23 protein-coding genes are annotated in these 23,641 nt (G+C 68.4%); 17 read left to right on the top strand and 6 right to left on the bottom strand.

What is annotated here, in order from left to right:
* Window position 1 precedes the first annotated feature (1 nt).
* The 7 genes from ACN0RJ_RS10555 to ACN0RJ_RS10525 all read left to right on the top strand — a co-directional run bounded on the left by ACN0RJ_RS10555 (window position 2) and on the right by ACN0RJ_RS10525 (window position 5,718).
* Window positions 2-1,300: an NAD(P)/FAD-dependent oxidoreductase gene (locus ACN0RJ_RS10555; protein WP_417724231.1), complete on the top strand. Its 1,299-nt coding sequence runs from the start codon at window positions 2-4 to the stop codon at window positions 1,298-1,300.
* Window positions 1,297-1,800, top strand: coding sequence for an L-2-amino-thiazoline-4-carboxylic acid hydrolase (locus ACN0RJ_RS10550; protein WP_417724230.1), 504 nt, complete (start codon window positions 1,297-1,299; stop codon window positions 1,798-1,800). The genes ACN0RJ_RS10555 and ACN0RJ_RS10550 overlap by 4 nt, the downstream gene beginning before the upstream one ends.
* 3 nt (window positions 1,801-1,803) lie before the next feature.
* The gene (locus ACN0RJ_RS10545; protein WP_417724229.1) at window positions 1,804-2,973 is read left to right on the top strand and encodes a M20 aminoacylase family protein; all 1,170 of its coding nucleotides are present in this window, start codon (window positions 1,804-1,806) and stop codon (window positions 2,971-2,973) included.
* Between the two features lie 64 nt (window positions 2,974-3,037).
* Window positions 3,038-3,943 (top strand): formate/nitrite transporter family protein, encoded by a 906-nt coding sequence (locus ACN0RJ_RS10540; protein WP_417724228.1) that lies wholly within the window; start codon window positions 3,038-3,040, stop codon window positions 3,941-3,943.
* Between the two features lie 76 nt (window positions 3,944-4,019).
* The gene (locus ACN0RJ_RS10535; protein ID WP_417718993.1) at window positions 4,020-4,742 is read left to right on the top strand and encodes an STAS/SEC14 domain-containing protein; all 723 of its coding nucleotides are present in this window, start codon (window positions 4,020-4,022) and stop codon (window positions 4,740-4,742) included.
* Between the two features lie 87 nt (window positions 4,743-4,829).
* Window positions 4,830-5,261 carry a hypothetical protein gene (locus tag ACN0RJ_RS10530; RefSeq protein ID WP_417724227.1) on the top strand — a complete coding sequence of 144 codons (432 nt, stop codon included), beginning with the start codon at window positions 4,830-4,832 and terminating at the stop codon, window positions 5,259-5,261.
* A 121-nt stretch (window positions 5,262-5,382) separates the two neighbouring features.
* Window positions 5,383-5,718: a hypothetical protein gene (locus ACN0RJ_RS10525; protein WP_417718995.1), complete on the top strand. Its 336-nt coding sequence runs from the start codon at window positions 5,383-5,385 to the stop codon at window positions 5,716-5,718.
* Window positions 5,719-5,728: 10 nt separating this feature from the next.
* On the opposite strand, the gene ACN0RJ_RS10520 is transcribed toward ACN0RJ_RS10525, so the two are convergent.
* Complete coding sequence (locus ACN0RJ_RS10520) at window positions 5,729-6,904, bottom strand: acetate/propionate family kinase (RefSeq protein ID WP_417724226.1); 1,176 nt, start codon at window positions 6,902-6,904, stop codon at window positions 5,729-5,731.
* Between the two features lie 19 nt (window positions 6,905-6,923).
* Window positions 6,924-7,613 (bottom strand): GntR family transcriptional regulator, encoded by a 690-nt coding sequence (locus ACN0RJ_RS10515; RefSeq protein WP_417724225.1) that lies wholly within the window; start codon window positions 7,611-7,613, stop codon window positions 6,924-6,926.
* A gap of 180 nt (window positions 7,614-7,793) precedes the next feature.
* On the opposite strand from ACN0RJ_RS10515, the gene ACN0RJ_RS10510 reads away from it, so the two are divergent.
* The 7 genes from ACN0RJ_RS10510 to ACN0RJ_RS10480 all read left to right on the top strand — a co-directional run bounded on the left by ACN0RJ_RS10510 (window position 7,794) and on the right by ACN0RJ_RS10480 (window position 15,951).
* Window positions 7,794-8,507 carry a ribonuclease activity regulator RraA gene (locus ACN0RJ_RS10510; protein WP_417724224.1) on the top strand — a complete coding sequence of 238 codons (714 nt, stop codon included), beginning with the start codon at window positions 7,794-7,796 and terminating at the stop codon, window positions 8,505-8,507.
* Window positions 8,508-8,700: 193 nt separating this feature from the next.
* Window positions 8,701-9,741 carry a TRAP transporter substrate-binding protein gene (locus tag ACN0RJ_RS10505; RefSeq protein WP_417718999.1) on the top strand — a complete coding sequence of 347 codons (1,041 nt, stop codon included), beginning with the start codon at window positions 8,701-8,703 and terminating at the stop codon, window positions 9,739-9,741.
* A 160-nt stretch (window positions 9,742-9,901) separates the two neighbouring features.
* Window positions 9,902-11,977, top strand: a complete 2,076-nt coding sequence (locus ACN0RJ_RS10500) for a TRAP transporter large permease subunit (RefSeq protein WP_417724223.1) — start codon at window positions 9,902-9,904, stop codon at window positions 11,975-11,977.
* A gap of 10 nt (window positions 11,978-11,987) precedes the next feature.
* Complete coding sequence (locus tag ACN0RJ_RS10495; RefSeq protein ID WP_417719001.1) at window positions 11,988-12,110, top strand: dihydroxy-acid dehydratase; 123 nt, start codon at window positions 11,988-11,990, stop codon at window positions 12,108-12,110.
* 12 nt (window positions 12,111-12,122) lie between these two features.
* Window positions 12,123-13,856, top strand: coding sequence for an L-arabinonate dehydratase (araD, locus tag ACN0RJ_RS10490; RefSeq protein WP_417724222.1), 1,734 nt, complete (start codon window positions 12,123-12,125; stop codon window positions 13,854-13,856).
* The gene (locus ACN0RJ_RS10485; RefSeq protein ID WP_417719003.1) at window positions 13,856-15,052 is read left to right on the top strand and encodes an L-talarate/galactarate dehydratase; all 1,197 of its coding nucleotides are present in this window, start codon (window positions 13,856-13,858) and stop codon (window positions 15,050-15,052) included. Before araD ends, ACN0RJ_RS10485 begins: the two co-directional genes overlap by 1 nt.
* A complete protein-coding gene (locus ACN0RJ_RS10480) occupies window positions 15,049-15,951 on the top strand; it encodes a dihydrodipicolinate synthase family protein (RefSeq protein ID WP_417724221.1) in 903 nt (300 codons plus the stop codon). The genes ACN0RJ_RS10485 and ACN0RJ_RS10480 overlap by 4 nt, the downstream gene beginning before the upstream one ends.
* A 77-nt stretch (window positions 15,952-16,028) precedes the next feature.
* On the opposite strand, the gene ACN0RJ_RS10475 is transcribed toward ACN0RJ_RS10480, so the two are convergent.
* From ACN0RJ_RS10475 to ACN0RJ_RS10460, 4 genes are all read right to left on the bottom strand, one after another.
* A complete protein-coding gene (locus ACN0RJ_RS10475) occupies window positions 16,029-17,486 on the bottom strand; it encodes a DEAD/DEAH box helicase (RefSeq protein ID WP_417719005.1) in 1,458 nt (485 codons plus the stop codon).
* Between the two features lie 132 nt (window positions 17,487-17,618).
* Window positions 17,619-18,632 carry a glycosyltransferase family 2 protein gene (locus ACN0RJ_RS10470; protein WP_417719006.1) on the bottom strand — a complete coding sequence of 338 codons (1,014 nt, stop codon included), beginning with the start codon at window positions 18,630-18,632 and terminating at the stop codon, window positions 17,619-17,621.
* Window positions 18,629-20,383 (bottom strand): glycosyltransferase family 2 protein, encoded by a 1,755-nt coding sequence (locus tag ACN0RJ_RS10465; RefSeq protein WP_417724220.1) that lies wholly within the window; start codon window positions 20,381-20,383, stop codon window positions 18,629-18,631. The genes ACN0RJ_RS10470 and ACN0RJ_RS10465 overlap by 4 nt, the downstream gene beginning before the upstream one ends.
* A 91-nt stretch (window positions 20,384-20,474) precedes the next feature.
* On the bottom strand, window positions 20,475-20,774 hold the full coding sequence (locus ACN0RJ_RS10460) for a hypothetical protein (protein WP_417724219.1): 300 nt from the start codon (window positions 20,772-20,774) through the stop codon (window positions 20,475-20,477).
* A gap of 144 nt (window positions 20,775-20,918) precedes the next feature.
* Here ACN0RJ_RS10460 and tgt point away from each other — a divergent pair, with 144 nt between their 5' ends.
* From tgt to ACN0RJ_RS10445, 3 genes are all read left to right on the top strand, one after another.
* The gene (gene tgt, locus ACN0RJ_RS10455; RefSeq protein WP_417724218.1) at window positions 20,919-22,046 is read left to right on the top strand and encodes a tRNA guanosine(34) transglycosylase Tgt; all 1,128 of its coding nucleotides are present in this window, start codon (window positions 20,919-20,921) and stop codon (window positions 22,044-22,046) included.
* A gap of 204 nt (window positions 22,047-22,250) precedes the next feature.
* A complete protein-coding gene (locus ACN0RJ_RS10450; RefSeq protein ID WP_417719010.1) occupies window positions 22,251-23,348 on the top strand; it encodes an alkene reductase in 1,098 nt (365 codons plus the stop codon).
* 94 nt (window positions 23,349-23,442) lie between these two features.
* Complete coding sequence (locus tag ACN0RJ_RS10445; RefSeq protein WP_417719011.1) at window positions 23,443-23,607, top strand: hypothetical protein; 165 nt, start codon at window positions 23,443-23,445, stop codon at window positions 23,605-23,607.
* Window positions 23,608-23,641: the final 34 nt, after the last annotated feature.

Raw genomic sequence — 23,641 nt, 5'->3', positions numbered from 1 at the left:
CATGACCGTAGAGTTTCCCCCCTCGCTCTGGGCCGCCACCGCGCCCGACCGGCCGCTGCGCCCCGCCCTGGCCGGGACCGAGGACACCGATGTCGTGGTGATCGGCGCGGGCTTTACCGGGCTGTCGGCGGCGATCGAGGCGCGGCGGCGCGGACATGCCGTCACCGTGGTCGAGGGCAAGGCCGCCGGCTGGGGTGCCTCGGGGCGCAACAACGGGCAGGTCATTCCGATCCTCACCAGCGCCGAACCCGACGCCTGGGTCGCGCGTCACGGCGCGGCGGGCGAACGGATGGTGAAACTCATCGGCAATTCCGCCGATGTGCTCTTCGATCTCGCCCGCGAATTCGACATGAAGGCCGAGGCCGAGCAGACCGGCTGGTTCCAGCCCGCCCACAGCCCCGGCCGCGTGGCGCTGTCGCGCAAGCGGGTCGAGGCCTGGCAGCGCCACGGCTTCCCGGCCGAGCTGAAGGACGCGCGGCAGACCGCCGACCTGCTGGGCAGCGAATTCTGGTACGGCGGGATGTACAACCGCTCGGGCGGGCACATCAATCCGCTGGCGCTGGCGCGCGAGATGGCCCGCGCCGCCGAGGGGCTGGGGGCGGTGATCTTCGAACAGTCCCCGGTGCAGAGCTATGCCCGCGAGGGCGCGCATTGGGTGATCCGCACCGGCACCGGCACGCTGAGGGCGCGCGCGCTGATCCTTGCCACCAATGCCTACACCGGAGAGCTGACCCCCGGCCTTGCCCCGCGCATCGCGCGTTCGGTCGTGCCGGTGCTGAGCTGGCAGATGGCCACCGAACCGCTGGGCGACAACCTGCGCGCCAGCATCCTGCCGGGGCGGCAGGCGGTGAGCGACACCCGCGGCGACCTGCGCTTCTTCCGATACGACGCGCGCAACCGGCTGGTCACCGGCGGGGTGGTCATCGGCGCCCATGACGTGCAGAACCGGGTCCGGGCCAAGGCCGCCCGGTCCCTTGCCGAGGCCTATCCCGAAATGGGGGCACCGGTGATGACGCATGTCTGGTCGGGCTACATCGGCATGAACCGCGACCGCTTTCCGCGCATCCACAGCCTCGGCCCGGACGGCTGGGCCTGGACCGGCTGCAACGGGCGGGGCGTCGCGCTCGGCACCTCGCTCGGGCGCGAACTGGCGCGCGCCGCCACCGGCCAGCCGGTCGGGGAACTGGCCCTGCCGGTCACCGAGCCCCGGCCGTTTCCGCTGCACGGGATGGTGCGGCGGCTGGCCCCCACCTATCTCGCCTGGCTCAGGCGCCAGGATCACAAGGAACTTCAGCCATGACTTCAGAAGCAGGCGTCAAGCCCATGGATCTCAACGATATTCCCATCCTCCTTCGCCGCCGGATCGAGGCGATGATGCTGAAGCACGTGCTCGACATCATCACCGAACGGTCGGGCCGCGAGGAAGCCGAGGCGGTGATCGGCGCGGCCTGTTCCAAGTCCGCCATCGAGCAGGGGCAGATGCTGGCCGAGGCGCTCGGCCATGCGCCGGACCTCACCGATTTCGCCGCCATCCAGCCGAACTGGACACGCGAGGATGCGCTGCGCATCGAGCCCATCGAGATGTCCGAGGAGAAGATGGATTTCAACGTGGTGAAATGCCGTTACGCGGAGATGTACCGCGACATGGGGCTGGGCGATATCGGCCACCTGCTGTCCTGCAACCGCGACGGGGATTTCTGCATCGGCTACAATCCGGATATCGAGATGACCCGCACCCAGACCATCATGAAGGGCGCGAGCCACTGCGATTTCCGCTACCGCATGAAGAAGGAGGCCTGAACCATGGCCGTCGAGAACTGGGTCGCCAGGGACGTCGCCGACCTCACCGAATTCCGCCGCGATCTGCACCGCAATCCCGAACTGCTCTATGACGTGGTGCGCACCGCCGCCAACGTGGCCGAGGCGCTGCGCCGCGCCGGGGTGGACGAGGTGCACGAAGGCATCGGGCGCACCGGCGTCGTCGGCGTGATCCGGGGGCAGAGCAATGCCTCGGGGCGCATGATCGGGCTGCGCTCGGACATGGATGCGCTGCCGATCCACGAGGAAACCGGCAAGCCCTGGGCCTCGACCGTGGACGGCAAGATGCACGCCTGCGGCCATGACGGGCACACCACGATGCTGCTCGGTGCGGCGCGGCACCTGGCCGAAAGCCGCGCCTTCGACGGTACGGTGATCGTGATCTTCCAGCCCGCCGAAGAGGGCGGCGCCGGCGCACGCGCGATGATCGAGGACGGGCTTTTCGCGAAATGGCCCTGCAACGAGGTCTATGGCATGCACAACCGGCCCAACCTGCCGGTGGGCCAGTTCACCATCAATTCGGGCCCGATCATGGGGTCGGTCGACGAGGTGAAGATCACCATCACCGGGCGCGGCGGCCATGCCGCGCGCCCCGATCAGACCATCGACCCGCTGCCCGTCGCCGGGGCGCTGCTGCAGGGGGTGCAGACGCTGACCTCGCGCAATCTCGACCCGATCGACAGCGCGGTGGTGTCGCTCTGCACGATCCATGCGGGCAACGCCTTCAACGTCATCCCGCAGGCGGTCGAGATGACCGGCACCGTGCGCACCCTGCGCGAAGAGGTCCGGGACATGATCGAGCAGCGCCTCGGCGCCATGGTCGAGAACATCGCCGCGGCCTTCGGCGGGGTCGGCACGCTGGACTATACCCGCCACTACCCGGTGACGGTGAACCACGAGCGCGAGACCGGCCTTGCCGCGCGCGCCGCGCAGGAGGTGGCGGGGATGGAGAACGTCTTCCTCGACATGCCGCAGACTCTCGGGGGCGAGGATTTCTCGTTCATGCTCAACGAGGTGCCGGGAGCGATGATCAATGTCGGCAACGGGCCCTCGGCGGGGCTTCACCATCCGCTCTACGATTTCAACGACGACGTGATCGCCTGGGGCTGTTCCTACTGGACGACGCTGGTGCGGCAACGGCTGCCGCTGGGCTGACGGGCAGGGCGCGGCGGCGGCACCGGGCGGCGGAACCCGTTGCCGCCTTCGGGTGTTGCCCCGCATGGACCAGCTCACCCCGTCGAAGCAGCCCGACCCCGAGGACGACCCCGAGACCATCGAGGAGGCGAGCGAGGAGCAATCGGTCGCGCGCGCCTCTCGCCTTTCGGCCAAACTGATCTACGAGGTCATCCGCCGCGACGGCGAGGAGGAGCTCGAGCGCCCCGTGGTGTCGCTGATCTGGTCCGGGCTGGCGGCGGGCATCCTGATCTCGCTGTCGGTGATCGCGCAGGCGGTGCTGCGTGTGCATCTGCCCGACACGCCCTCGGCCTTCCTGGTCGAGGCCTTCGGCTATTCGCTCGGCTTCATGGTGGTGATCCTCGGGCGGATGCAGTTGTTCACCGAAAACACCATCACCACCGTGCTGCCCGTGGTGGCCCGCCGGTCGCTGCGCTGCGGCCTGTCGATGGCCCGGCTCTGGAGCGTGGTGCTGGTGGCGAATGTCGTCGGGGCGCTGATCGCCTCGGCCTTCATGTCGGTTCCCGGCGTCTTTCCCGTCGAAGTCGCCGAGGCGATGCGCGAGATTTCCGCCCATGCCATGAGCCTTTCCGCCGGGGACAGCTTTCTGCGGGCGATCCCGGCGGGCTTTCTGGTCGCGGCGCTGGTCTGGATGATGCCCTCGGCGGAACACATCGCCTTTTTCGTGATCCTCACCTTCACCTGGCTGATCGCGGCGGGGGAATTCACCCATATCATCGCCGGGTCGGTCGAGATGGGACTGCTGCTCTGGAGCGGCGAGTTGTCGCTCGCCGGGGCCGTGGGCGGGTTCTTTCTGCCGGTGCTGGCCGGCAACGTGATCGGCGGCACCGCGATCTTCACGCTGCTCGCCTGGGGTCAGGTCAAGAACGAGGTGACGCAGGGCCGGGCGCTGGACGACGACCGCGAGGGCGCGCGCCGGGACGACTGGTAATGCGGTCCCGGCCTCCCCACATCCTGTAACGACGGGCGCCGACACCGCGCCCGAACGCCACCGAAGGACCACTGCCATGATCACCTGCACCCAGTCCCCCGACAGCAACATCCTCGAAATCGCCCTGTCCGGCGCGGTTAGCGGCGAGGACTACGAGACCGTGCTGATCCCCGCCATCGACCGCGCCATCGAAGAGCACGACACCATCCGCGCGCTGGTCACCGTCGCCCGGGGCACCGAGTACACGCTTCAGGCCATGGGCAAGGATGCCTGGATGGGGATGAAGCACTGGCGCGGCTTCGACCGGGTCGCCATGGTGGGCGAGGAGGGATGGATCACCCGCGCCACGCGCGGCTTTGCGGTGTTCATGCCCTGTCCGGTCAAGGTCTTCGAGCCGGACGAGGCCGACGCCGCGCGCCGCTGGCTGCGCGAGAGCCTCGGGGCGATCCACCAGACCGATCTCGGCGGCGGCGTGCTGCACATCAAGCTGCTGGGCAAGCTCGATCCCGAAGCCTACGACGCGGAAACCGCGGATCTGAACGCCTTCATCCGCGCCAACGGCGGCAGCTTCCGCCTGCTGCTGGACCTGCGCGAATTCGACGGCTGGCAGGGTATCGCGGGCCTCTTCGAGCATTTCAAGCTGGTGCGCGATCACCGCTCCATGGTGGAAAAGGCCGCCATCGTCGGCGATGCGGATTGGGAAAAGCTGATCTCCAGGGTCGCCACCACCGTCATCGGTGCCGAGGCGCGCTTTTTCGACGAGGATTTCGAAAAGGCCCTGGCCTGGATCAAGGCCTGACGCGGCGGCGGGGGGAGGCGACGAAACCGTTATGCCATGTCCCCCTGCCTCCACTATGCTGCGGTCATTGTCCGAAAGGAAACGACGATGATCAGGATGATCCCGCTTGCGGCCTGTCTTGCCGCGCTGCCTCTGATGGCCATGGCCGAAGGGCAGACCCATCGCGTCGCCATTCACGTGGATCAGAACGATCCGCAGGTGATGACCATGGCGCTCAACAATGCCGAAAATGTCGCGGCCCACTACCGCGAACAGGGCGACGAGGTGGTCATCGAACTGGTCGCCTACGGGCCGGGGTTGCAGATGCTGATCGTCGGTCAGAGCCCGGTCGAGGACCGGATCGAGACCATGTCGATGGTCCTGCCGATGACCTTCGCGGCCTGCGGCAACACCATCAAGGGACTGGAAAGGAAGACCGGGGCCCCGGTTGCCCTGCTCGAGGAGGCGCATGTGGTGCCTTCGGGCGTGGTGCGGCTGATCGAGCTGCAGGAAGCGGGCTATGCCTATGTGAAACCCTGACCGGACAGGGGGGCGGCGCGATCTTTCTGCGCTGCGGAACCCGCGGGGGGCATCGGAGGTTTGACCATGACGGGGGCGGCTGGGCCGCCTTGTCCCGTCCCCCAACCGGCAAGGATGCGAAATGTACGGCACGATGTTCCAGGCGGCCAGCGAATGGCAGCGCGCGATGTTCAGCGGTTTCCGGATGATGATGTCGGCCTCGACCGTGATCCAGGTCCGGATGATGCAGATGAGCCTCGGTATCATGAAGCCCGAGGAAACCGCGCGGATGTTCCTCGAAAAGCCCGCGACCTTCGCCAAGTCGACCGAGATGTCGATGCGGGCGCTGGCGGGGAACAAGGGGCTTGCCGCCGCCGCGCTGGCGGGGATCGCGCCCATCGGTCAGAAGACCGCCGCCAATGCCCGGCGGCTGAGCGGCAAGGGCGCCTCCACGACGAAACGTCGCCGCCGGTCGTGAGCGGACCCGGCTAGCGCCGCGCGCCGACACGGGCCGCTGCGGCGCGGGCGATGACCAGTTCCTCGTTCGCCGGGATGACCAGGATACGGACCCGGCTGTCCGGGGTCGAGATGACGGGGCCGTGCGCACGGTTGCGCGCGTGGTCCGGTTCCATCCCCAGCCAGCCCATCCCGTCGCAGACAGCGCCGCGGACCCGCGCGGAATGTTCCCCGATGCCACCGCAGAAGACCAGCGCATCGACCCCGCCGAGCGCCGCCGCGAGGCTGCCGATCTCGCGCCGGATGCGGGCGACGAAATAGGCGATGGTCTCGTCCGCCTCGGGGGTGCCCGCCGCCTCGAGCACGCGCAGGTCGTTGGACAGACCCGACAGGCCCAGCAGTCCGGAGCCCGTGTAGAGCAGCCGCGACACCTCTTCGACCGACAGTCCCTCCTGCTGCATCAGGTAGAGGATCACCCCGGGGTCGATCTGCCCGGTGCGGGTGCCCATCGCCAGCCCATCGAGCGCGGTGAACCCCATGGTCGACGCGACGGAGCGCCCGCCGATCATCCCGCACATGGACGCGCCGTTGCCGAGATGCGCCACGATGACCCGCCCGGCGTGCAGCTCCGGCGCCTCGTTCCGCAGGACCTCCGCGATATGGGCATAGCTCAGCCCGTGAAACCCGTAGCGCCGCACGCCCTTGTCGTAATAGCGCCGGGGCAGGGCGTAGAGGTCGTTGAGCCTCGGCTGCGCGCGATGGAAGGCGGTGTCGAAGCAGGCGACCTGCACCGCGTCGGGAAAGGCCCGCGCGGCGGCCTCGATCCCGGCGATGTTGTGCGGCTGGTGAAGCGGGGCGAAGGGCGCAAGGCGGCGGATCTCCTCCATCACCGCATCATCGACGACGCGCGGCCCGGCAAGATCGGGCCCCCCGTGCACGACACGATGACCGACCGCGACGACCCCGATCCCCGGCAGAGCGTCGCCGAGACTGTCGAGCACGGTCGCGAGGGCACCGGAATGGTCCGCCGCCTCCTCGGCGCGCAGCGCGCGACCCGCGCCGCAGGACAGACGGAGCACCGGCGCGGTGCCGATCGCCTCGACCAGCCCGAGGGTCTTTGCGACGGGGGGCTCTGCCACCGTGAACACGCCGAATTTCAACGAGGACGACCCGGCGTTGAGGGTCAGAACGACGGGCTGGTCGGTCATGGCGGCTCCGGCCGGTGGATCAGTCCTTGAAATAGGCGCCATGCTGGGCGCGCAGCGTGTCGAGCGTGGCGATGGTCTGGCCGAGATGCTTGCGGATCGCCGCCTCGGCCTTGTCCGGGTCGCGGGTTTCGAGCCCGGCGATGACGCCGGTGTGATCGTCGATGATCCGCCCGATCTTGGTGTCGTCCCACATGTTGAGCCGCCGCACCCGGTTGAGATGCCCCGAGCGCGAGCGGATCAGCCGGTGCAGGCCGGGAAAGCCCACGGCGGCGATCATCGTCTGGTGAAAGGTCTCGTCCAGTTCGTGAAAGGTGCCCAGTTCCTCGCGCTTGTGGGCGAGGGCGCGCTGCATCTCGACGATGGTGCGCAGGCGCGACAGCAGCGCGTCGTCGATCACCGGCGCAAGTTGGCGCATGACCTCGACCTCGATGGCGCGGCGCAGAAAGACCGCCTCGGCGATCTTGTCCGCGTCGATCCGCGTCACGACGGTGCGCGACTGCGGAAAGATCTCGACCAGCCCCTCGGCCTCGAGCCGTTGCAGCGCGTCGCGCACCGGGGTCTGGCTGACGTCGTATTCCCGCGCGAGTTCGGACCGGCTGAGCACCGTGTCGGGCGGCAGGTCGAGCGAGATGATCCGCCGGCGCAGCGCGTCGAGCGTGCGCGCCGCCGCCGAGGAGGGCGCCGTGGCGTCACCCCCGAGGTGTTGCATCAGATCGGAAAAGAGCCCCGCGCCGTTCATGGTCCTGCCTGTCGTGTCGCGGTCGAGTGTGTCAGTCTCCCTGCGAAGTTGCAACGGGGAGGGTGCTAATATATTAGCGAATGTGACGAGGGAGTCGCGCGGGCGTCGCGCTGTCTCCCGTCAACGCACCCCCGAGGGAGGATGGGCACGATGTTCGACGAAAAGATCCGCGACAGGCTGATGGGCGTGTCTGTCGCCACGGTGGCGACGGCGCTGTTCAAGCGCGGGCTGCGCAACCAGGTGATCCAGGGTGTCCGCCCGCTGGGGTTCAAGGGCCGCAACATGGTCGGCCCGGCCTATACGCTGCGCTACATCCCGGCGCGCGAGGACCGCAACGGCATCGAGGTGTTCCGCAATCCCGACCATCCGCAGCGCGTGGCCATCGAAAGCTGCCCCGCCGGGCATGTCATGGTGATGGACAGCCGCAAGGATGCGCGCGCGGCCAGCGCGGGGGACATCCTCATCACCCGGCTGATGGTGCGGGGCGGGGCGGGCGTGGTGAGCGACGGCGGCTTCCGCGACGCGGCCACCATCGCGGAACTCGACATCCCCGCCTATCACAGCCGCCCCTCCAGCCCGACCAACCTGACGCTGCACGAGGCGATCGAGTTGAACGGCCCCATCGGCTGCGGCGACGTGGCGGTGTTCCCGGGCGACGTGATCCTCGGCGATGCGGACAACGTCATCGTCATCCCGTCCGGGATCGCCGACGAGGTCTCGGCCGAGGCCGTGGAGATGACCGTCTACGAGGATTTCGTGGTCGACCGGGTGAAGGCGGGGGAGACCATCATCGGGCTCTATCCGCGCACCAAGGACGAGCACCTCGCGACCTTCGACGCCTGGCGCAAGGAAAACGGCCGCTGAGCGCGCACGCCACCGGGACGGAGCGGACGGCAGGCCTCGGCCTGCCGTATTCTTTCGGGCCGGCGGCATCGGGCCAACACCCCGGGCGCGAATCTGTTGTCACAACTGTGAAGCTAATATATTAGATGAAATGCCACACCGAGACGCGGGACAGGAGGAGTGTCACGCGCCGGTGGAACAGAGGGAGGATGGCATGAACGTCAAATCAATGGTGAAGGTGGTTTCGACCGTCGCGATCGCGGCCGCGTTGGGCGCGATGGCGACCGGGGCGGATGCCGCGGACCGCGTGCTGAAGATCCAGACATCGTCGAACGCGAGCCACGCTTCGCTGGCCTATCTCAACGAGGAGTGGGTGCCGAAGCTGGAAACCATGACCGGCGGCACGCTGAGCGTGGAACTGCTGCCCATCGACGCCGTGGTGCCGCGCCGCGAGACGCCCGAGGCCATCGGGGTCGGCATCCTCGACGGGGACCTGACCTCGATCAACTACTTCGCCGGGGTCGATCCGGCCTTCGCGCTGATGGGCGACCTGATCGCGGGCTACGACAGCGCCGACCAGATCCAGGCCTTCTGCGCGCAGGGCGGCGGCAAGGAAATCCTGCAGAAGCTGATGGATGCGCATTACCCGGGCGTTCATGTGGTGGGCTGCGGCGCCTATGCCCGCGAGGCGTTCGTCTCCAAGGTGCCGGTGCGCGGCGTGGCCGACCTCAAGGGGCTCAAGATCCGCTCTCCCGAAGGTCTCGCGGCCGACGTGTTCAAGCGGGCAGGGGCGGCGCCGGTGTCCATTTCCGGGTCCGAGACCTACGGTGCGCTCGAAAAGGGCGTGATCGACGCGGCGGACAACTCGGCCTATGCCAACAACGATGCCAACGGCATGCACAAGGTCGCCAAGTACCCGATCTTTCCGGGCATCCACTCGACCCCGATCCTGCAGTTCACCGTCTCCCAGATGGTCTTCGACGAGCTGACCCCGGCAGAGCAGACCGCGCTCGAGGTCTGGTATCTTGCCGCCTACAACGGGCTGCGCCAGCATCTCGACCGTCTCGACCGGCAACTCGTGGCGCGTGACCGCGCGGCGGGCGAGATCGAGATCATCGACTGGCCGCAGGATCAGCGCGACGCCTTCCGTGCCATCGCACAGGAAGCCTGGAGCGACTTTGCCGCCGGGTCGCCGCTGGCCAAGGAAGTCTACGACGCGCACATCTCCTTCATGAAGGAAGCCGGGCTACTCTGAGCCCCGTCGTCCCGCGCCCGCCGCATGACCGGCGGGCGCGGGGTTCACCTGCCCCGAGAGGGGAACACGGTCCGTGCCCCGCGGGGAAGGACCGACGCAGGCCCCGGTGGGGGCAAGGGACAACGGGCCGACAGCGCCCGGACGGGGGAGAATACCAGCCATGTCGCGCGCCTATGACGCAAAGCTCGACGAAACCGAGATCGAGGTGGGCGCCCAGGACCCGCTGCACGACTCGCCGGACATCTCCCGCGCGGAGTACACGCCGGTCGATCATTTCAGCCACATCTCCGGGGTCGCGGTTTCGGTCTTCTACATCGCGGCCGCGCTCGCCACGCTATACGAGGTCTTCTCCCGATACCTGCTGAACGCGCCGACCTACTGGGCGTTCGAGACGGTGATGGTGCTCTGCGCGGCGGCCTGGATGCTGTCGGCGGGCTACATCACCCTGAAGCAACGCCATATCGCCATCACCGTCATCCACGGCATGGCCAGCCCCGCGCAGCGCTGGTGGCTGGACCTGTTCGCCATGGTCGTCGGGGTCGCCGCGCTCTACATGCTGCTGACCGACGCGCCGATCCGCGCCTATGACAGCATCGCGCGGATCGAGAAATCCGGCTCGGCCTTCAACTCTCCGCTGCCGATGATGATGAAATCGCTGATGGTGCTGGGCGCGTTCATGTATCTCGCGCAGCTCATGGTGAACCTGCACCGGCACGTGACCTCCTCGGTGGCGCGTCTGATCGTCAAGATCGTCGGTGTCTATTTCGTCGTCTATTTCGTCTCGGCCCTCCTCGCCCATGCCTTCGACGTGCAGATCGCCGCGGTGATCTCGGACGCCGTTTCAAGCGTGGGCAAGGCGATGGACCCGTCCAAGGCGCTCGACATGCGCTCCATGGATCTCGGGACCGTGTCGCTCATCATGGTGGTGCTGCTGATCGCGCTGATGATGACGGGGATGCCGCTCGGCGTGGTGACGCTGATCGTCTCGGTCATCATGGGTGTCGCCTTCTTCGGCCCGCGCGGGCTGTTCCTGGTGTCGTCCAACGCCGTCGGCCTGCTCGAGCACTACAGCCTCGTCGCGGTGCCGTTCTTCGTGCTCATGGCCTCGATCCTGGAACGGGCGGGCATCGCGGAGGATCTTTTCGACGCCATGTCGGTCTTTGCCGGCAACCTGAGGGGGGGCGTGGCGGTCCAGACCACGGTCGTGGCCGTGGTTCTGGCCGCCATGTCGGGCGTCATGGGGGGCGAGATCGTGATGCTCGGCCTCGTCGCGCTGCCGCAGATGTTCCGCCTCGGCTACGACCGCAAGCTGACCATCGGCCTGATCTGCGCCGCCGGGGCGCTGGCGACGCTGATCCCGCCGTCGATCATCATGATCGTCTACGGTCTTTCGGCCGAGGTCGGCATCGGCGATCTGTTCATGGCGGGCGCCATTCCCGGCATCATGCTGGCGGTGTTCTATGCCGGCTACGTGCTGATCCGCGTCAACCTGAACCATTCCCTGGCCCCGACCGCGGCCGAAGTGGCCGAGATGACCGGCGAAAAGCAGGGCCTGTCGCGGGACCGCCTGACCGCCGTCGCGCTCTGCGTGCTGCTGATCGCCTGCGTGATGGGGTCGATCTATGCCGGCATCGCCAGCGTCACCGAAGCCGCCGCCGTGGGCTGCGTCGGCGCGATGTTCGTCGCCGCCGTCCGCCACCAGTTCAAGTGGGAGGTCATGAGCGCCGCCATGCTCGGCACCATGACCACGGTCGGCACGATCATCTGGCTGGTGCTGGGCGCGGTCAGCTTCGTCGGCATCTTCAACCTTGTCGGCGGGGGCGAGTTCATGCGCTCGCTCTTCCTCGACCTCGGGCTGTCGGCCATGGGCACGGTGATCGTGATGATGCTGATCCTGATGGTGCTCGGCACCTTCATGGAGTGGATCGCCATCGTGCTCATCACCGTGCCGGTCTTTGCCCCGGTGGTGATGACGCTGGCGCCCGACCTCGGCCTGACCGAGGACCAGGCGAAGATCTGGTTCGGCATCCTCTTCGTGATGAACATCCAGATCTACTTCCTGTCGCCGCCCTTCGGCCCGGCCTGCTTCTGGCTGAAATCCGTGGCGCCCAAGGACGTGACCCTGCAGGAGATCTTCCTGGCCGTGCTGCCCTTCATCGGGTTGCAGATCTTCGGCCTCGTGCTGGTGATGGCCTTCCCGCAGATCGCCCTTTTCCTTCCCGAACTTCTGAACTGAGGAGACCCCCATGATCGGACGCGATTCACGAGACGACATGGACGGCTACGGCGTCTGGCCCTGGCTGCTGGGGCTGGTACTGGTGGCCCTGATCACGGGGCTGATGTTCGGCTTCGCCAACCCGATTTCCTGACCGGAGACCACAGTGACCAAGAAAGACCCCAAGGACCTCCGGTCCGCCCGCTGGTTCGCCCCCGACGATCTGCGCAGCTTCGGCCACCGCAGCCGCGCCATGCAGATGGGCCTCGGCCCGGATGACTGGGAGGGCAGGCCCGTCATCGCCGTCATCAACACCTGGTCCGAGGCGCAGCCCTGCCACATGCACTTCCGCGACCGGGCCGAGTTCATCAAGAAGGGCATCTGGCAGGCCGGGGGGCACCCGATGGAGCTGCCCGCGCATTCGCTGTCCGAAAGCTACCTCAAGCCCACCTCGATGCTCTATCGCAACCTTGCGGCGATGGAGGTCGAGGAGGCGCTGCGCGCCCACCCGGTCGACGGGGTGGTGCTGATGGGCGGCTGCGACAAGTCCACCCCGGCGCTGGTCATGGGAGCGGTGTCGGCCGGGCTGCCCTTCATCTACATGCCCGCCGGACCGATGCTGCGCGGCAATTACGCGGGCAAGGCGCTGGGGTCGGGCACCGACGCCTGGAAATACTGGGACGAACGCCGCGCCGGAACCATCAGCCAGGAGGAATGGCAGGGGGTCGAGGGCGGCATCGCGCGCTCCTACGGTCATTGCATGACGATGGGCACCGCCTCGACCATGACGGCGATCGCCGAGGGCTTCGGCCTCTGCCTGCCCGGGGCCTCGTCCATTCCCGCCGCCGACACCAACCACCAGCGCATGGCCGCCGCCTGCGGCCGCCGCGCGGTCGAGATGGTCTGGGAGGATCTGACGCCGGAAAAGATCATCACCCGCGCCAGCACCGAGAACGCGGTGACCGTCGCGATGGCCACCGGCTGCTCGACCAACGCGATCATCCACCTGATCGCCATGGCCCGCCGCGCCGGGGTGCCGCTGGAGCTGGACGACCTCGACCGCATCGGGCGCACGACTCCGGTCATCGCCAACGTCCGCCCCTCGGGCAAGGACTACCTGATGGAGGATTTCTACTATGCCGGCGGGTTGCGGGCGCTGATGAAGGAACTGGGCGACAAGCTCGACCTTTCCTGCCTCACCGTCTCTGGCAAGACCCTGGGCGAGGGGATCGCCGACGCGGTGAACTACAACCCCGACGTCATCCGCCCGCTGTCGAACCCGGTCTATCACGAGGGCTCGCTGGCGGTGCTGAAGGGCAATCTGGCCCCCGACGGCGCGGTGATCAAACCCGCCGCGATGGATGCGAAATACCAGAACCACCGCGGCCCGGCTCTGGTCTGCGACAGCTATGACGAAATGAAGGCCATCGTCGACGACGAGACCCATCCGATGACCCCCGACACCGTTCTGGTGCTGCGCAACGCGGGTCCGCAGGGTGGGCCGGGGATGCCGGAATGGGGGATGCTGCCGATGCCCAAGGCGCTGCTCAAGCAGGGCTACCGCGACATGCTGCGCCTGTCGGATGCGCGCATGTCCGGCACCTCCTACGGCGCCTGCATCCTGCACGTGGCGCCGGAAAGCTACATCGGCGGCCCGCTGGCGCTGCTGAAGACCGGCGATATGGTGACGCTCGACATTCCGAACCGCCGTCTCGACATGGAGATCGGCGAGGAGGAACTCGCCGCCCGCCGCGCCGCCTGGCAGGCCCCCGAACCGCGCTACGAACGCGGCTACGGCCAGATGTTCGGCAAACATGTCGAACAGGCCGACAAGGGCTGCGACTTCGACTTCCTGCGCACCGATTTCGGCGCACCCGTGCCGGAACCGGAGATCCACTGATGGGCCTCGATCTGAGCGAGCGGCGCATCGCCGCGCGCCCCGCCCTGGCCGGGCACAAGGCGCGCTGGAAGACCGACGAGATCACCGGCCTGCGCCTGCGCCACGTGGTGATCCCGCTGGCGAACCCGATCAGCGACGCCAAGGTGCTGACCGGCCGGCAGAGCCCGCTCGCCGCGCTCGACCTGCTGATGGTCGAGACCCGCAGCGCCGCCGGGCACGAGGGGCTGGGCCTGTCCTACACGCTGCGCGCGGGCGGGGCGGGGATGTTCGCGCTCGGGTGCGAGATCGCGCCCTTCCTGCTGCGCGAGGACCCGAACGACATCTCCCGGCTCTGGGACCGGCTGGCCTGGCAGACCATCTCGCTCGGGCGAGGTGGCATGGCCTACCAGGCGATCTGCGCCTTCGACACCGCGCTCTGGGACATGAAGGCCCGCCGCGCCGGGCTGCCGCTGTCGAAGCTCTTCGGCGCGCGGCGCGACGGGGTGCGGATCTACAATTCCTCCGGCCAGTACCTTCAGGCCGGGATCGACGAGATGAAGCGCGCGGCGGATGCGTCGCTGGGCAGGGGCATCGGCGGCATCAAGATGAAGGTCGGCCAGCCCGACGGGCAGGAGGATCTCAGGCGCATCGACGCCCTGCGTGCCCATCTGCCCGGCGACATCGCCCTGATGATCGACGCCAACCAGCAATGGGACCGCGCCTATGCGCTGCAGTTCGGCAGGATCGTCGACGGCATGGGCCTCGCCTTCATCGAGGAACCGCTCGACGCCTGGGATTTCGAGGGCCACGCGGAGCTTGCCCGCAACCTCGCCACGCCGGTCGCCACCGGCGAGATGCTGACCTCGCCGCAGGAACACCTCGCTCTGATCGGCGCGGGCGGCTGCGACGTGTCGCAACTGGACGTCTGCCGGATCGGCGGCTTCACCCCCTTCCTGCAGGTCATGACCGTGGCCGAGGCGGCGGGCATCGACATGGCCCCGCACATGGTGATGGAACTGCACATCCACGCCGCCGCCGCCTATGGCCGCGAGGGCTGGGTGGAGCATTTCGAATGGTTCGAACCGCTGTTCGAGGAACGGCTGGAGATCGCCGACGGGCGGATGCTGGTGCCGGAGCGACCGGGCATCGGCCTCAGCCTGTCGGGACAGGCGCGCGACTGGACGCGCTCCGAGATGAGTTTTGGAGAAATGGCATGAGCAAACCCCTGGCCGAAGCCCTGCGCGGCATTTCCGGCATCCTCGTCACGCCCTATGACGCCACCGGAGAGATCGCGCCCGAGAAGCTCGGGCCGATCATCGACCGGGCGGTGGGAGCGGGGGTCGATATCCTCGTCGCCAACGGCAACACCGGGGAGTTCTATTCCATCGACGAGCAGGAGGCCGCCCGCATGTGCGCCTCCATCGTCGAGCAGGTGGCAGGCCGCGCGCCGGTGCTGGCGGGGATCGGGCGCAACATCCGCGAGGCGGAGCGCGCCGCCGCCCATGCCCGCAAGGTCGGTGCCGACGCGCTGATGATCCACCAGACGCCGGACCCCTTCGTCGCGCCGCGCGGCTATGCGGATTACGTGCGGCGGGTGGTGGCGGCCTCGGACGGGCTGCCCGCGATGCTCTACCTGCGCAACGACGCGATGGGGCCGAAGGCCATCGCGGAGCTGGTCTCCATCGAAGGCGTGGCGGGGGTGAAATGGGCCACGCCCAACCCGATGACCCTGGCCCGCGCCATCGAGATGTCGCCCGAGCACGTGGTCTGGGTCGGCGGTCTGGCCGAGGTCTGGGCGCCGCCGCTCTGTGCCGTGGGCGCGCGGGGCTTCACCTCGGGGCTGATCAACGTCTGGCCGGAACGCTCGGTGGCGATTCGCGATGCGCTTGCGGCGGGGGATTACGAGGCCGCCGCCGGGCTGATCGCGGGGATGCGGGTGTTCGAGGACATCCGCGCCGAGGAGATGGGCGGCACCAACGTGACCGGCGTGAAATCGGCGCTGGCGCTGATGGGCGAGGATTGCGGCGGCGTGCGCCCGCCGGGGGCCTGGCCGCTCACCGATGCGCAGCAGGGGCGGCTGGCGGCCTTTCTTGCGGACAACGGCCTTGCCGGCTGAGGCCGGGACCGGCTCCGGAAAAGCAAAGGCCCCGCCGATGGCGGGGCCTTGTTCGTTCCGGGGCGCGGCGGGCGGGATCAGCCCGTGCGGCGCTCGTCGAAGCTCAGCGCGATGAAATCGGGCATGTGATCGCCCATGCCGACGACGGCCTCGTCGCGCCGGCCGCTGTCCCGGCGACGCGATTCGCGCGGCGGGCGGCTGTCCTCGCGCTCCGGGCGCGGGGCGCGTTCGGGCTGGGCCGCGGCGACGGGTTCGACCGCCTCCGACGGTGTCTCCGCCACCCGTTCCGCGGGCTTTTCCACCGGCTTGCGCGTGCGCGAGCGGGGCGCGCGTTCGCGCTTGGGCGCGGGCGCCTCGGCGGCATCGTCCTCGGACGCGGCGGGGGCCGCACCGGCCATCTCGATCCGCGGGATTTCCTTCTGGATCAGCTTCTCGATCGCATCGAAGTTCTTTTCGTCCTTCGGCACCACGATGGTGAAGGCCTTGCCGTCGCGACCGGCGCGGCCGGTGCGGCCGATCCGGTGCACGTAGTCCTCCGCATGGGAGGGCACGTCGAAGTTGAAGACGTGGCTCACCGCCGGAATGTCGAGCCCGCGCGCCGCCACGTCCGAGGCGATCAGCAGCCGGATCGAGCCGCTGCGGAAGCCGTCAAGCGTGCGGGTGCGCTGGCTCTGGTCGAGGTCGCCGTGGATCGGCTCGGCGTTGTAGCCGTATTTCTTCAGCGATTTCGCGACGATATCCACATCGACCTTGCGGTTGCAGAAGACGATGGCGTTGGAACAGGCCTCGCCCTCCTTCTCGATGATGGCGCGCAGCATGTTGCGCTTTTCGGTCGCCTCGCGGTCGCGGCGCGACGGCTTGAGAAAGACCGCGCCCTGTTCGATCGTCTCGGAGGCCGTGGCCTGGCGCGCCACCTCGATCCGCGCGGGGGCGGAGAGGAAGGTGTTGGTGATGCGCTCGATCTCGGTCGCCATGGTGGCCGAGAAGAACAGCGTCTGCCGGGTGAACGGCGTCAGCGAGAAGATCCGTTCGATGTCGGGGATGAACCCCATGTCGAGCATGCGGTCGGCTTCGTCCACCACCATGATCTGCACGCCGGTCAGCAGCAGCTTGCCGCGTTCGAAATGGTCGAGAAGGCGGCCCGGAGTGGCGATCAGCACGTCGACGCCCTTGTCGATGAGCTGGTCCTGTTCCTTGAACGAGACGCCGCCGATCAGCAGCGCCTTTGTCAGCTTCACGTGCTTGGCGTAGGTGTCGAAATTCTCGGCCACCTGCGCGGCGAGTTCGCGCGTGGGGCAGAGCACCAGGCTGCGCGGCATCCGCGCGCGGGCGCGGCCGCGGGCCAGCATCGTGATCATCGGCAGGGTGAAGGAGGCGGTCTTGCCGGTGCCCGTCTGGGCGATCCCGAGAACGTCGCGCCCTTCGAGGGCGGGAGGAATGGCGCCCTCCTGGATCGGGGTGGGCGTCTCGTATCCGGCCTCTTCGATGGCCTTCAGGACTTTGGGGTTCAGGTTCAGGTCAGAAAACTTGGTCATGTGTGTCCGATATGGAGTGCGGACACAGAAACTTGGCCCGCGCGTCTGGATGGGATCGGGCCCGGATGGCCCCGCGGATCTCGCGCTAGTGCGATCCCGTGCGCGGCTTTTAACGGAGAAGACGGGGAAAGGTCAATGAGCACGGGAATTTGAACGCCCGGAGACCGGAATCCGTTGTGGACCGGCCTCGTCCCAGCCGGTGGTGGTGACATGCGGGAAGTGCCGCGCGCGCAGCGCGGGGAAGTCCATCACGCATTTGCGCAGCAGCCCGCGCGCGGACAGCCGGGCGACCAGGTCGGGGGTCGCGGTGCAGACCTCCTCGAAGAAGACGCGCAGCGCCGCTTCGCCGCCTTCCTCTTCGATGACGCTGAAAAAATCGTGCAGAGTCAGGGGGGTATTGCCGCGCCCCTGGGGTTTCAGCTCCGCCCGGTAGGAGCCTTTCTCCATCCGGAAACGATAGTGCAGAAGGAAGCGCTCCCAGTCGGCGGCGTGGAAATGGCCAAGCTCCGTCTCGTTGAGCGGGCGCTGGCCGGGGTTGGTCTGCCCGTCCAGTTCGACGTTGTGAATGCGGATCTGCAGCCCTTCGGTGCCCGCGCGAAACAGCATCTTTCCGGCCACATGCGACAGGAATCCGCCCGACAGATGCTGGCCCCACGGCGGGAAACACGCCTCGGCATCGGCCTGGCGGGCCTTCTGGTCGAGATGGAACGCCTTGAACCGCTGCAGGCCGGGTTCGGTCCCCGGCAGGGGGGCCAGCGCCTCGACCGGGCGGACGCGGGCGCAGAGGCAGTCCTGCGGCAGGGCGGCGAGCTGATCGCCGAGCGGCGCGCGCGGCATCAGGAATTCGTCGGTGTCGATATGGGCCAGCCAGTCGACCTCCGGCGGCAGGGAATTGGCGTGGCGGGCATTGGCGGTCTGGCGGACCTGGTGCTTGGCCGGTCTGCGTCCGCGCTCCTGCCACCAGGCGTCGTCGGTGCGGAAGACCCGCAGCGCGGGATGTTCGCCGAGCGCCGCCTCCGCCTCCGGCATGTCGTCGTCGAGATAGACGTAGATGCGGTGCGCCCCCTGTTCGAGATGCCAGGCGGCGAAATCGAGGATCTCGGGGAGGTGGGCGTTCGTGGTGGTGACGGTGCCCCAGGTTGTCATGGGAGGTCTCCGAAGATGCGCCGGACCGCGCTGTCGGGGTCGAGCGGATGTGTCAGCAGCATGCCGTGCGCGGCAAGACGGTCGCGCAGCGCGGGCGTATCGGCGCAGACCTCGTCAAACAGCGCGCGCAGGCCGGCGTCCCCTTCGTTCTCCAGCAAAAAGGTTAAAATTTGCGCCTGCCCCATCTCCTTGCGCCGGGAGATCGTCCGGTAGGAGCCGCGCGTGCGGCGGAAGGCGAGATGCCGGCGGAAATGCTCCCAGCTCGGCGCGTGGTGATGGCCGACGTGAACTCCGTGCAGGCGGTCGCGGTTCGACGCGTCGCCGCCGCGGTATTTCACCGTGTGGATGCCGAGCCGCGTATCGTCGAGCCCGGTACGGGCAAAGACCTTGCCCGCCGTGTGGCTCAGGAAGCCTCCGTAGAGATGCAGGCCGAAGGTCGGGTAGATGTCCTGCACCACGGATTTCTTCTGTCCGGCGTGATGATGGGCGAGCTTGTAATGCGACGGAAACCCGGTCTCGGTGGCGAGCGCCTCGGCCGGGAGAATGCGCGCGGCGGCGGCATGGGGCGAAACGCCCGCCAGCATCGCCCGCAGCGGCCGTTCGGTCAGCAGGAATTCGTCCACGTCGATATGCGCCAGCCAGTCGAGCCCGTGGCTGCGGTCGTGCAGGCAGCGGGTGGCGTTGAAGGCCTGACGCTGCTGGTGCGCCTCCATCCGGGCCTTGCCGGCGGTCTGCCAGTAGGCGTCGTCGCAGGGGGTGATGTGCAGGGCGGGGTGGCGCGACAGCCAGGCCTCGGCCTCGGGGTCGGGGGTGTCGAGGTAGATGTGCAGCGAATCCGCACCGAGCTCGAGATGGTGGGCGGCAAAGCGGGCGATGGCGGGCAGCGGCGCGCGGATGGTCGACACCACGCCCCAGCGCAGCCGCTCCGCCGGGATCGGGCGCGCGGGCTGCGGCACCGGCACCACGGCGCGGGGCCGCTCAGGGTCGGGGTCGATGCGCTTCAGGTGACGCTGGCGCATGGTCATCAGGCGGCGGAACACCGTGCGGTCGTCATGCAGCAGGCTGTCGAGCAGATCGTGGGCGAGGGGGCGGATCAGGGCGTCGCCCTCGGCCTCGGTCCAGAGCCGCCCGAGCATGTTCACGTCGAGCCCGCCGTCGGTGAGAGACCAGGCATTCATCTGCATCGGCAGGCGGCCGCGGGTCCTGTTGTCGAGGGCAAAGGGCTGGTCCGGCGGCGCGCCGGAATAGAGCCGTTCGCTCTCGTAGAGCTTCATCGTCCCGAACAGCACCGACAGCGCCAGCCCGACCGAGCGCTGCACCGGCGTCGCGCCGTGATCGCCGAAGGTGGTGATGGCCGACACCTTCCAGCGCGGATCGAGCCGCGCGATCAGGTGGGCGCCTTCCTCGGCCCAGAGCCGGCGGAACAGGGCCGGGGCATGGTCGGGATAGGCGCACTTGCGCAGATGCGCGATCAGCAGGGCATGCAGGCAGACCAGTTCCGATTCCCCGGCCAGTTCCTTGCGCAGGGCATGACGCTTGCGATGATAGGGCGAGCGGAAGGGCGGCGCCTCGGCGGGATCGAGGTCGGGGTCGTTAACGTCCGCCGCGGTCAGCGCTCCGAGGGCGATGTCGAGCGGCGGCAGCCCTTCACCTTCCGCCGCCGCGATGGGGTCGCGGCGGGCCTCCATCCGGGTCAGCACGGTGTCGATTCCCCCCGCGTAGCTGGGGCGTCTTTCGGGATCCTGGCTCATGGCCGACAAAGTGGCGCAGGCCCCGATCCGGCGCAATCGGGGCCTGCGAGATGCATCTTCAGGTGGTGCATGCGGGACGCGGCGCGGGGGCCTATCCGCCCAGCATCCCGGCGCAGCCGCGGTGGCGATCCCGCCCGCCGATGCGCGAGGCATTGACGACGATGTGCCAGGTCGGCGCGTATCCCGGCGCTTGGGCGCGGGAATAGGTGCAACCATCGGATGTGGTGAAATACTGGCCGCGGAAGCCGGCGGCAGGGACCTGGCCTGCCGTATTGCCGCGGGTGCTGACGATGTGGCGCGCCCCGTTCTCGTAAGCACCGGAATCGGCATGGGCGAGGGTGGGGCTCGTCAGTGTCAGACCGAGGGCGGCGATCGCGAGGGTCATCTTCATGGGGCGGTGTCTCCGTATCGTTACTGATACGTCGAGAATGCGCTTCAATAAGTTTACCGTACCTACAAATCTACAATTCTAGGTTTTATCGGCACAACGCCTCGGGGCTTGGCAAGGCGCGCGCTTTGCGGCACAGGAACGGGCATGAGCCAGACCTCCTTTGCCCTTCATGCCACCGACGGTGCCGCGCGCTGCGGCGTGATCTCGACCCCGCGCGGCGAGATCCGCACCCCCGCCTTCATGCCCGTGGGCACCGCCGCCACGGTCAAGGCGATGCTGCCCGAAAGCGTGCGCGAGACCGGCGCCGACATCCTGCTCGGCAACACCTACCACCTGATGCTGCGTCCCGGCGCCGAGCGGGTGGCGCGGCTGGGGGGCCTGCACGCCTTCATGAACTGGGAACGGCCGATCCTGACGGATTCGGGCGGCTTCCAGGTGATGTCGCTTGCCTCGCTGCGCAAGCTGACCGAGGAGGGCGTGACCTTCCGCAGCCACGTGGACGGCAGCAAGCACATGCTCTCGCCCGAAAGCTCGATGGAGATCCAGCGGCTGCTCGGCTCGGATATCGTGATGTGTTTCGACGAATGCCCGGCGCTGCCGGCGGACCGGGCGCGGATCGCGGAGTCCATGCGCCTATCGATGCGGTGGGCGGCGCGGTCGCGCGAGGCTTTCGGCGACCGGCCGGGACACATGCTGTTCGGCATCCAGCAGGGCGGGCTCGAGATCGACCTGCGCCAGGAAAGCGCCGAGGCGCTGCGCGGCATCGGCTTTGACGGCTACGCCGTGGGCGGGCTGGCCGTGGGCGAGGGGCAGGAGGCGATGTTCGACGTGCTCGATCACGCGCCCGCCATGCTGCCCGAGGACAAGCCGCGCTACCTGATGGGCGTGGGCAAGCCCGACGACATCGTCGGCGCGGTCAAGCGCGGCATCGACATGATGGATTGCGTCCTGCCGACCCGCTCCGGGCGCACGGGGCAGGTCTTTACCCGGCGGGGCGTGGTCAACATCAAGAACGCCCGCCACGCCGACGACCCGCGTCCCCTGGACGAGGACTGTGCCTGCCCGGCTTGCCGCAACTACTCGCGCGCCTACCTGCATCACGTGTTCCGCTCGCAGGAGATGATCTCGGGGATGCTGCTGTCCTGGCACAACCTGCGCTACTTCCAGGACATCATGGCGGGCATGCGCGAGGCCATCGCGCAGGGGCGGTTCGCCGCCTGGGAAGCGGCGTTCCATGCCGGCCGCGCCGAGGGCGATATCGCACCGTTGTGACCCCTTCTGTGCGGCCGCGCCCGTGTTGCGGGCGGATCTTGCGTATTTTCGACAAGAAGAAGCCGGGATGTGCGCAAAAGGCGGCGGGTCTGTGCATTGGCGCATGGCTGCCCTGCGTTGTCTTGGCGGCGGTCGTGTCTAGATGAACCGGAGAGTTCAGCCCGCCCCGGCCACGGGGCGGCACATCCGACAGGAGATCACCGCATGACCGAAGCCCTCTTCACCCCCTTCACCGCCGGCGAGATCGAGATGCGCAACCGCATCGTGATGGCGCCGCTGACCCGCAACCGGGCCGATGACGACACCGGCGAGGTGGGCGACCTGCACGTCGAATACTACCGCCAGCGCGCGGGTGCCGGGCTGATCGTCTCGGAGGGGACGCAGATCTCTCCCGTCGGCAAGGGCTACATCCAGACGCCGGGCATCCATTCCGAAGCGCAGGTCGCGGCCTGGAAGCGGGTGACGGACGCGGTCCACGCCGAGGGCGGGCGCATCGTCGTCCAGCTCTGGCACGTGGGCCGGGTGAGCCACGTGTCGATCCAGCCCGGCGGCGCGGCCCCGGTGGCGCCCTCGGCGATTCCGGCGGGCTCCAAGACCTTCATCAAGGGCGGCTTTGCCGAAACCTCGGCGCCTCGGGCGCTGACCGTGGACGAGATCGCCGACATCGTGGCCGAGTACCGCCACGCCGCGAAGATGGCGATCAAGGCCGGCTTCGACGGGGTCGAGGTGCACGGCGCGAACGGCTACCTCGTGGACCAGTTCCTCAAGACCGGGGCCAACACGCGCGACGACGCCTATGGCGGCCCGGTCGAGAACCGCGCGCGGTTCCTGTTCGAGGTGCTGGAGGCGATCACCGACGAGATCGGCGGCGGGCGCACCGGCCTGCGCATCTCGCCGTTCAGCCCGGCCAACGGCATTTCCGACGCCGACCCGCAGGAGACCTTCGAATACGTGGTGAAGGGGCTGAACCGCTTCGGCCTGGCCTTCCTGCACGTGGTCGAGGGCGCCACCGGCGGTTCGCGCGAACTGGCCGAGGGCCAGAGCGTCACCGCGCTGAAGGATCTGTTCGACGGGCCCTACATGGCCAACAACGGCTATGACCGCGAGATGGCCGTGGCGGCGGTGCGCGATGGCGCGGCGGATCTCGTCGCCTTCGGCAAGCCGTTCATCTCGAACCCCGACCTGGTCGACCGGCTGAGCGTCGATGCGCCGCTGGCCGCGCCCGATCAGGCGACCATGTACGGCGGCGGGGCGGAGGGTTACACCGACTACCCGACCCTCGCCGGAAGCGCCGCCGCCTGAGCGGTCGGTCGCGGCCCGCGCAGGCAGTGCTTGTCGCGGGCCGTGGATTGGTGCATCAGCGGAACAAAGGGTGCCAGAAGACAGGAGTCTGCCCATGAACTACGGTAAATCCGGGGCTCCGAAGCCCGCCAAGAACGCCCCTCGTTTCGACAAGCACAACGCGGCGCTCTCGGGCAAGGACGCGAACGGCGGCAAGGCCTCGAAAGAGGAACTGCTGGCCCGCATGAAGGCCGCCGCGCAGACCCGCAAGGACGGCTGAACCCGGCCCGGCCCGACGCCCGTCCGCCCGCCGC

Source organism: Salipiger sp., from assembly GCF_048261495.1.
Lineage (GTDB): Bacteria > Pseudomonadota > Alphaproteobacteria > Rhodobacterales > Rhodobacteraceae > Salipiger.
The sequence above is the reverse complement of the archived record's forward strand: the minus strand, read 5'-3'. Positions and strand labels throughout refer to the sequence as shown.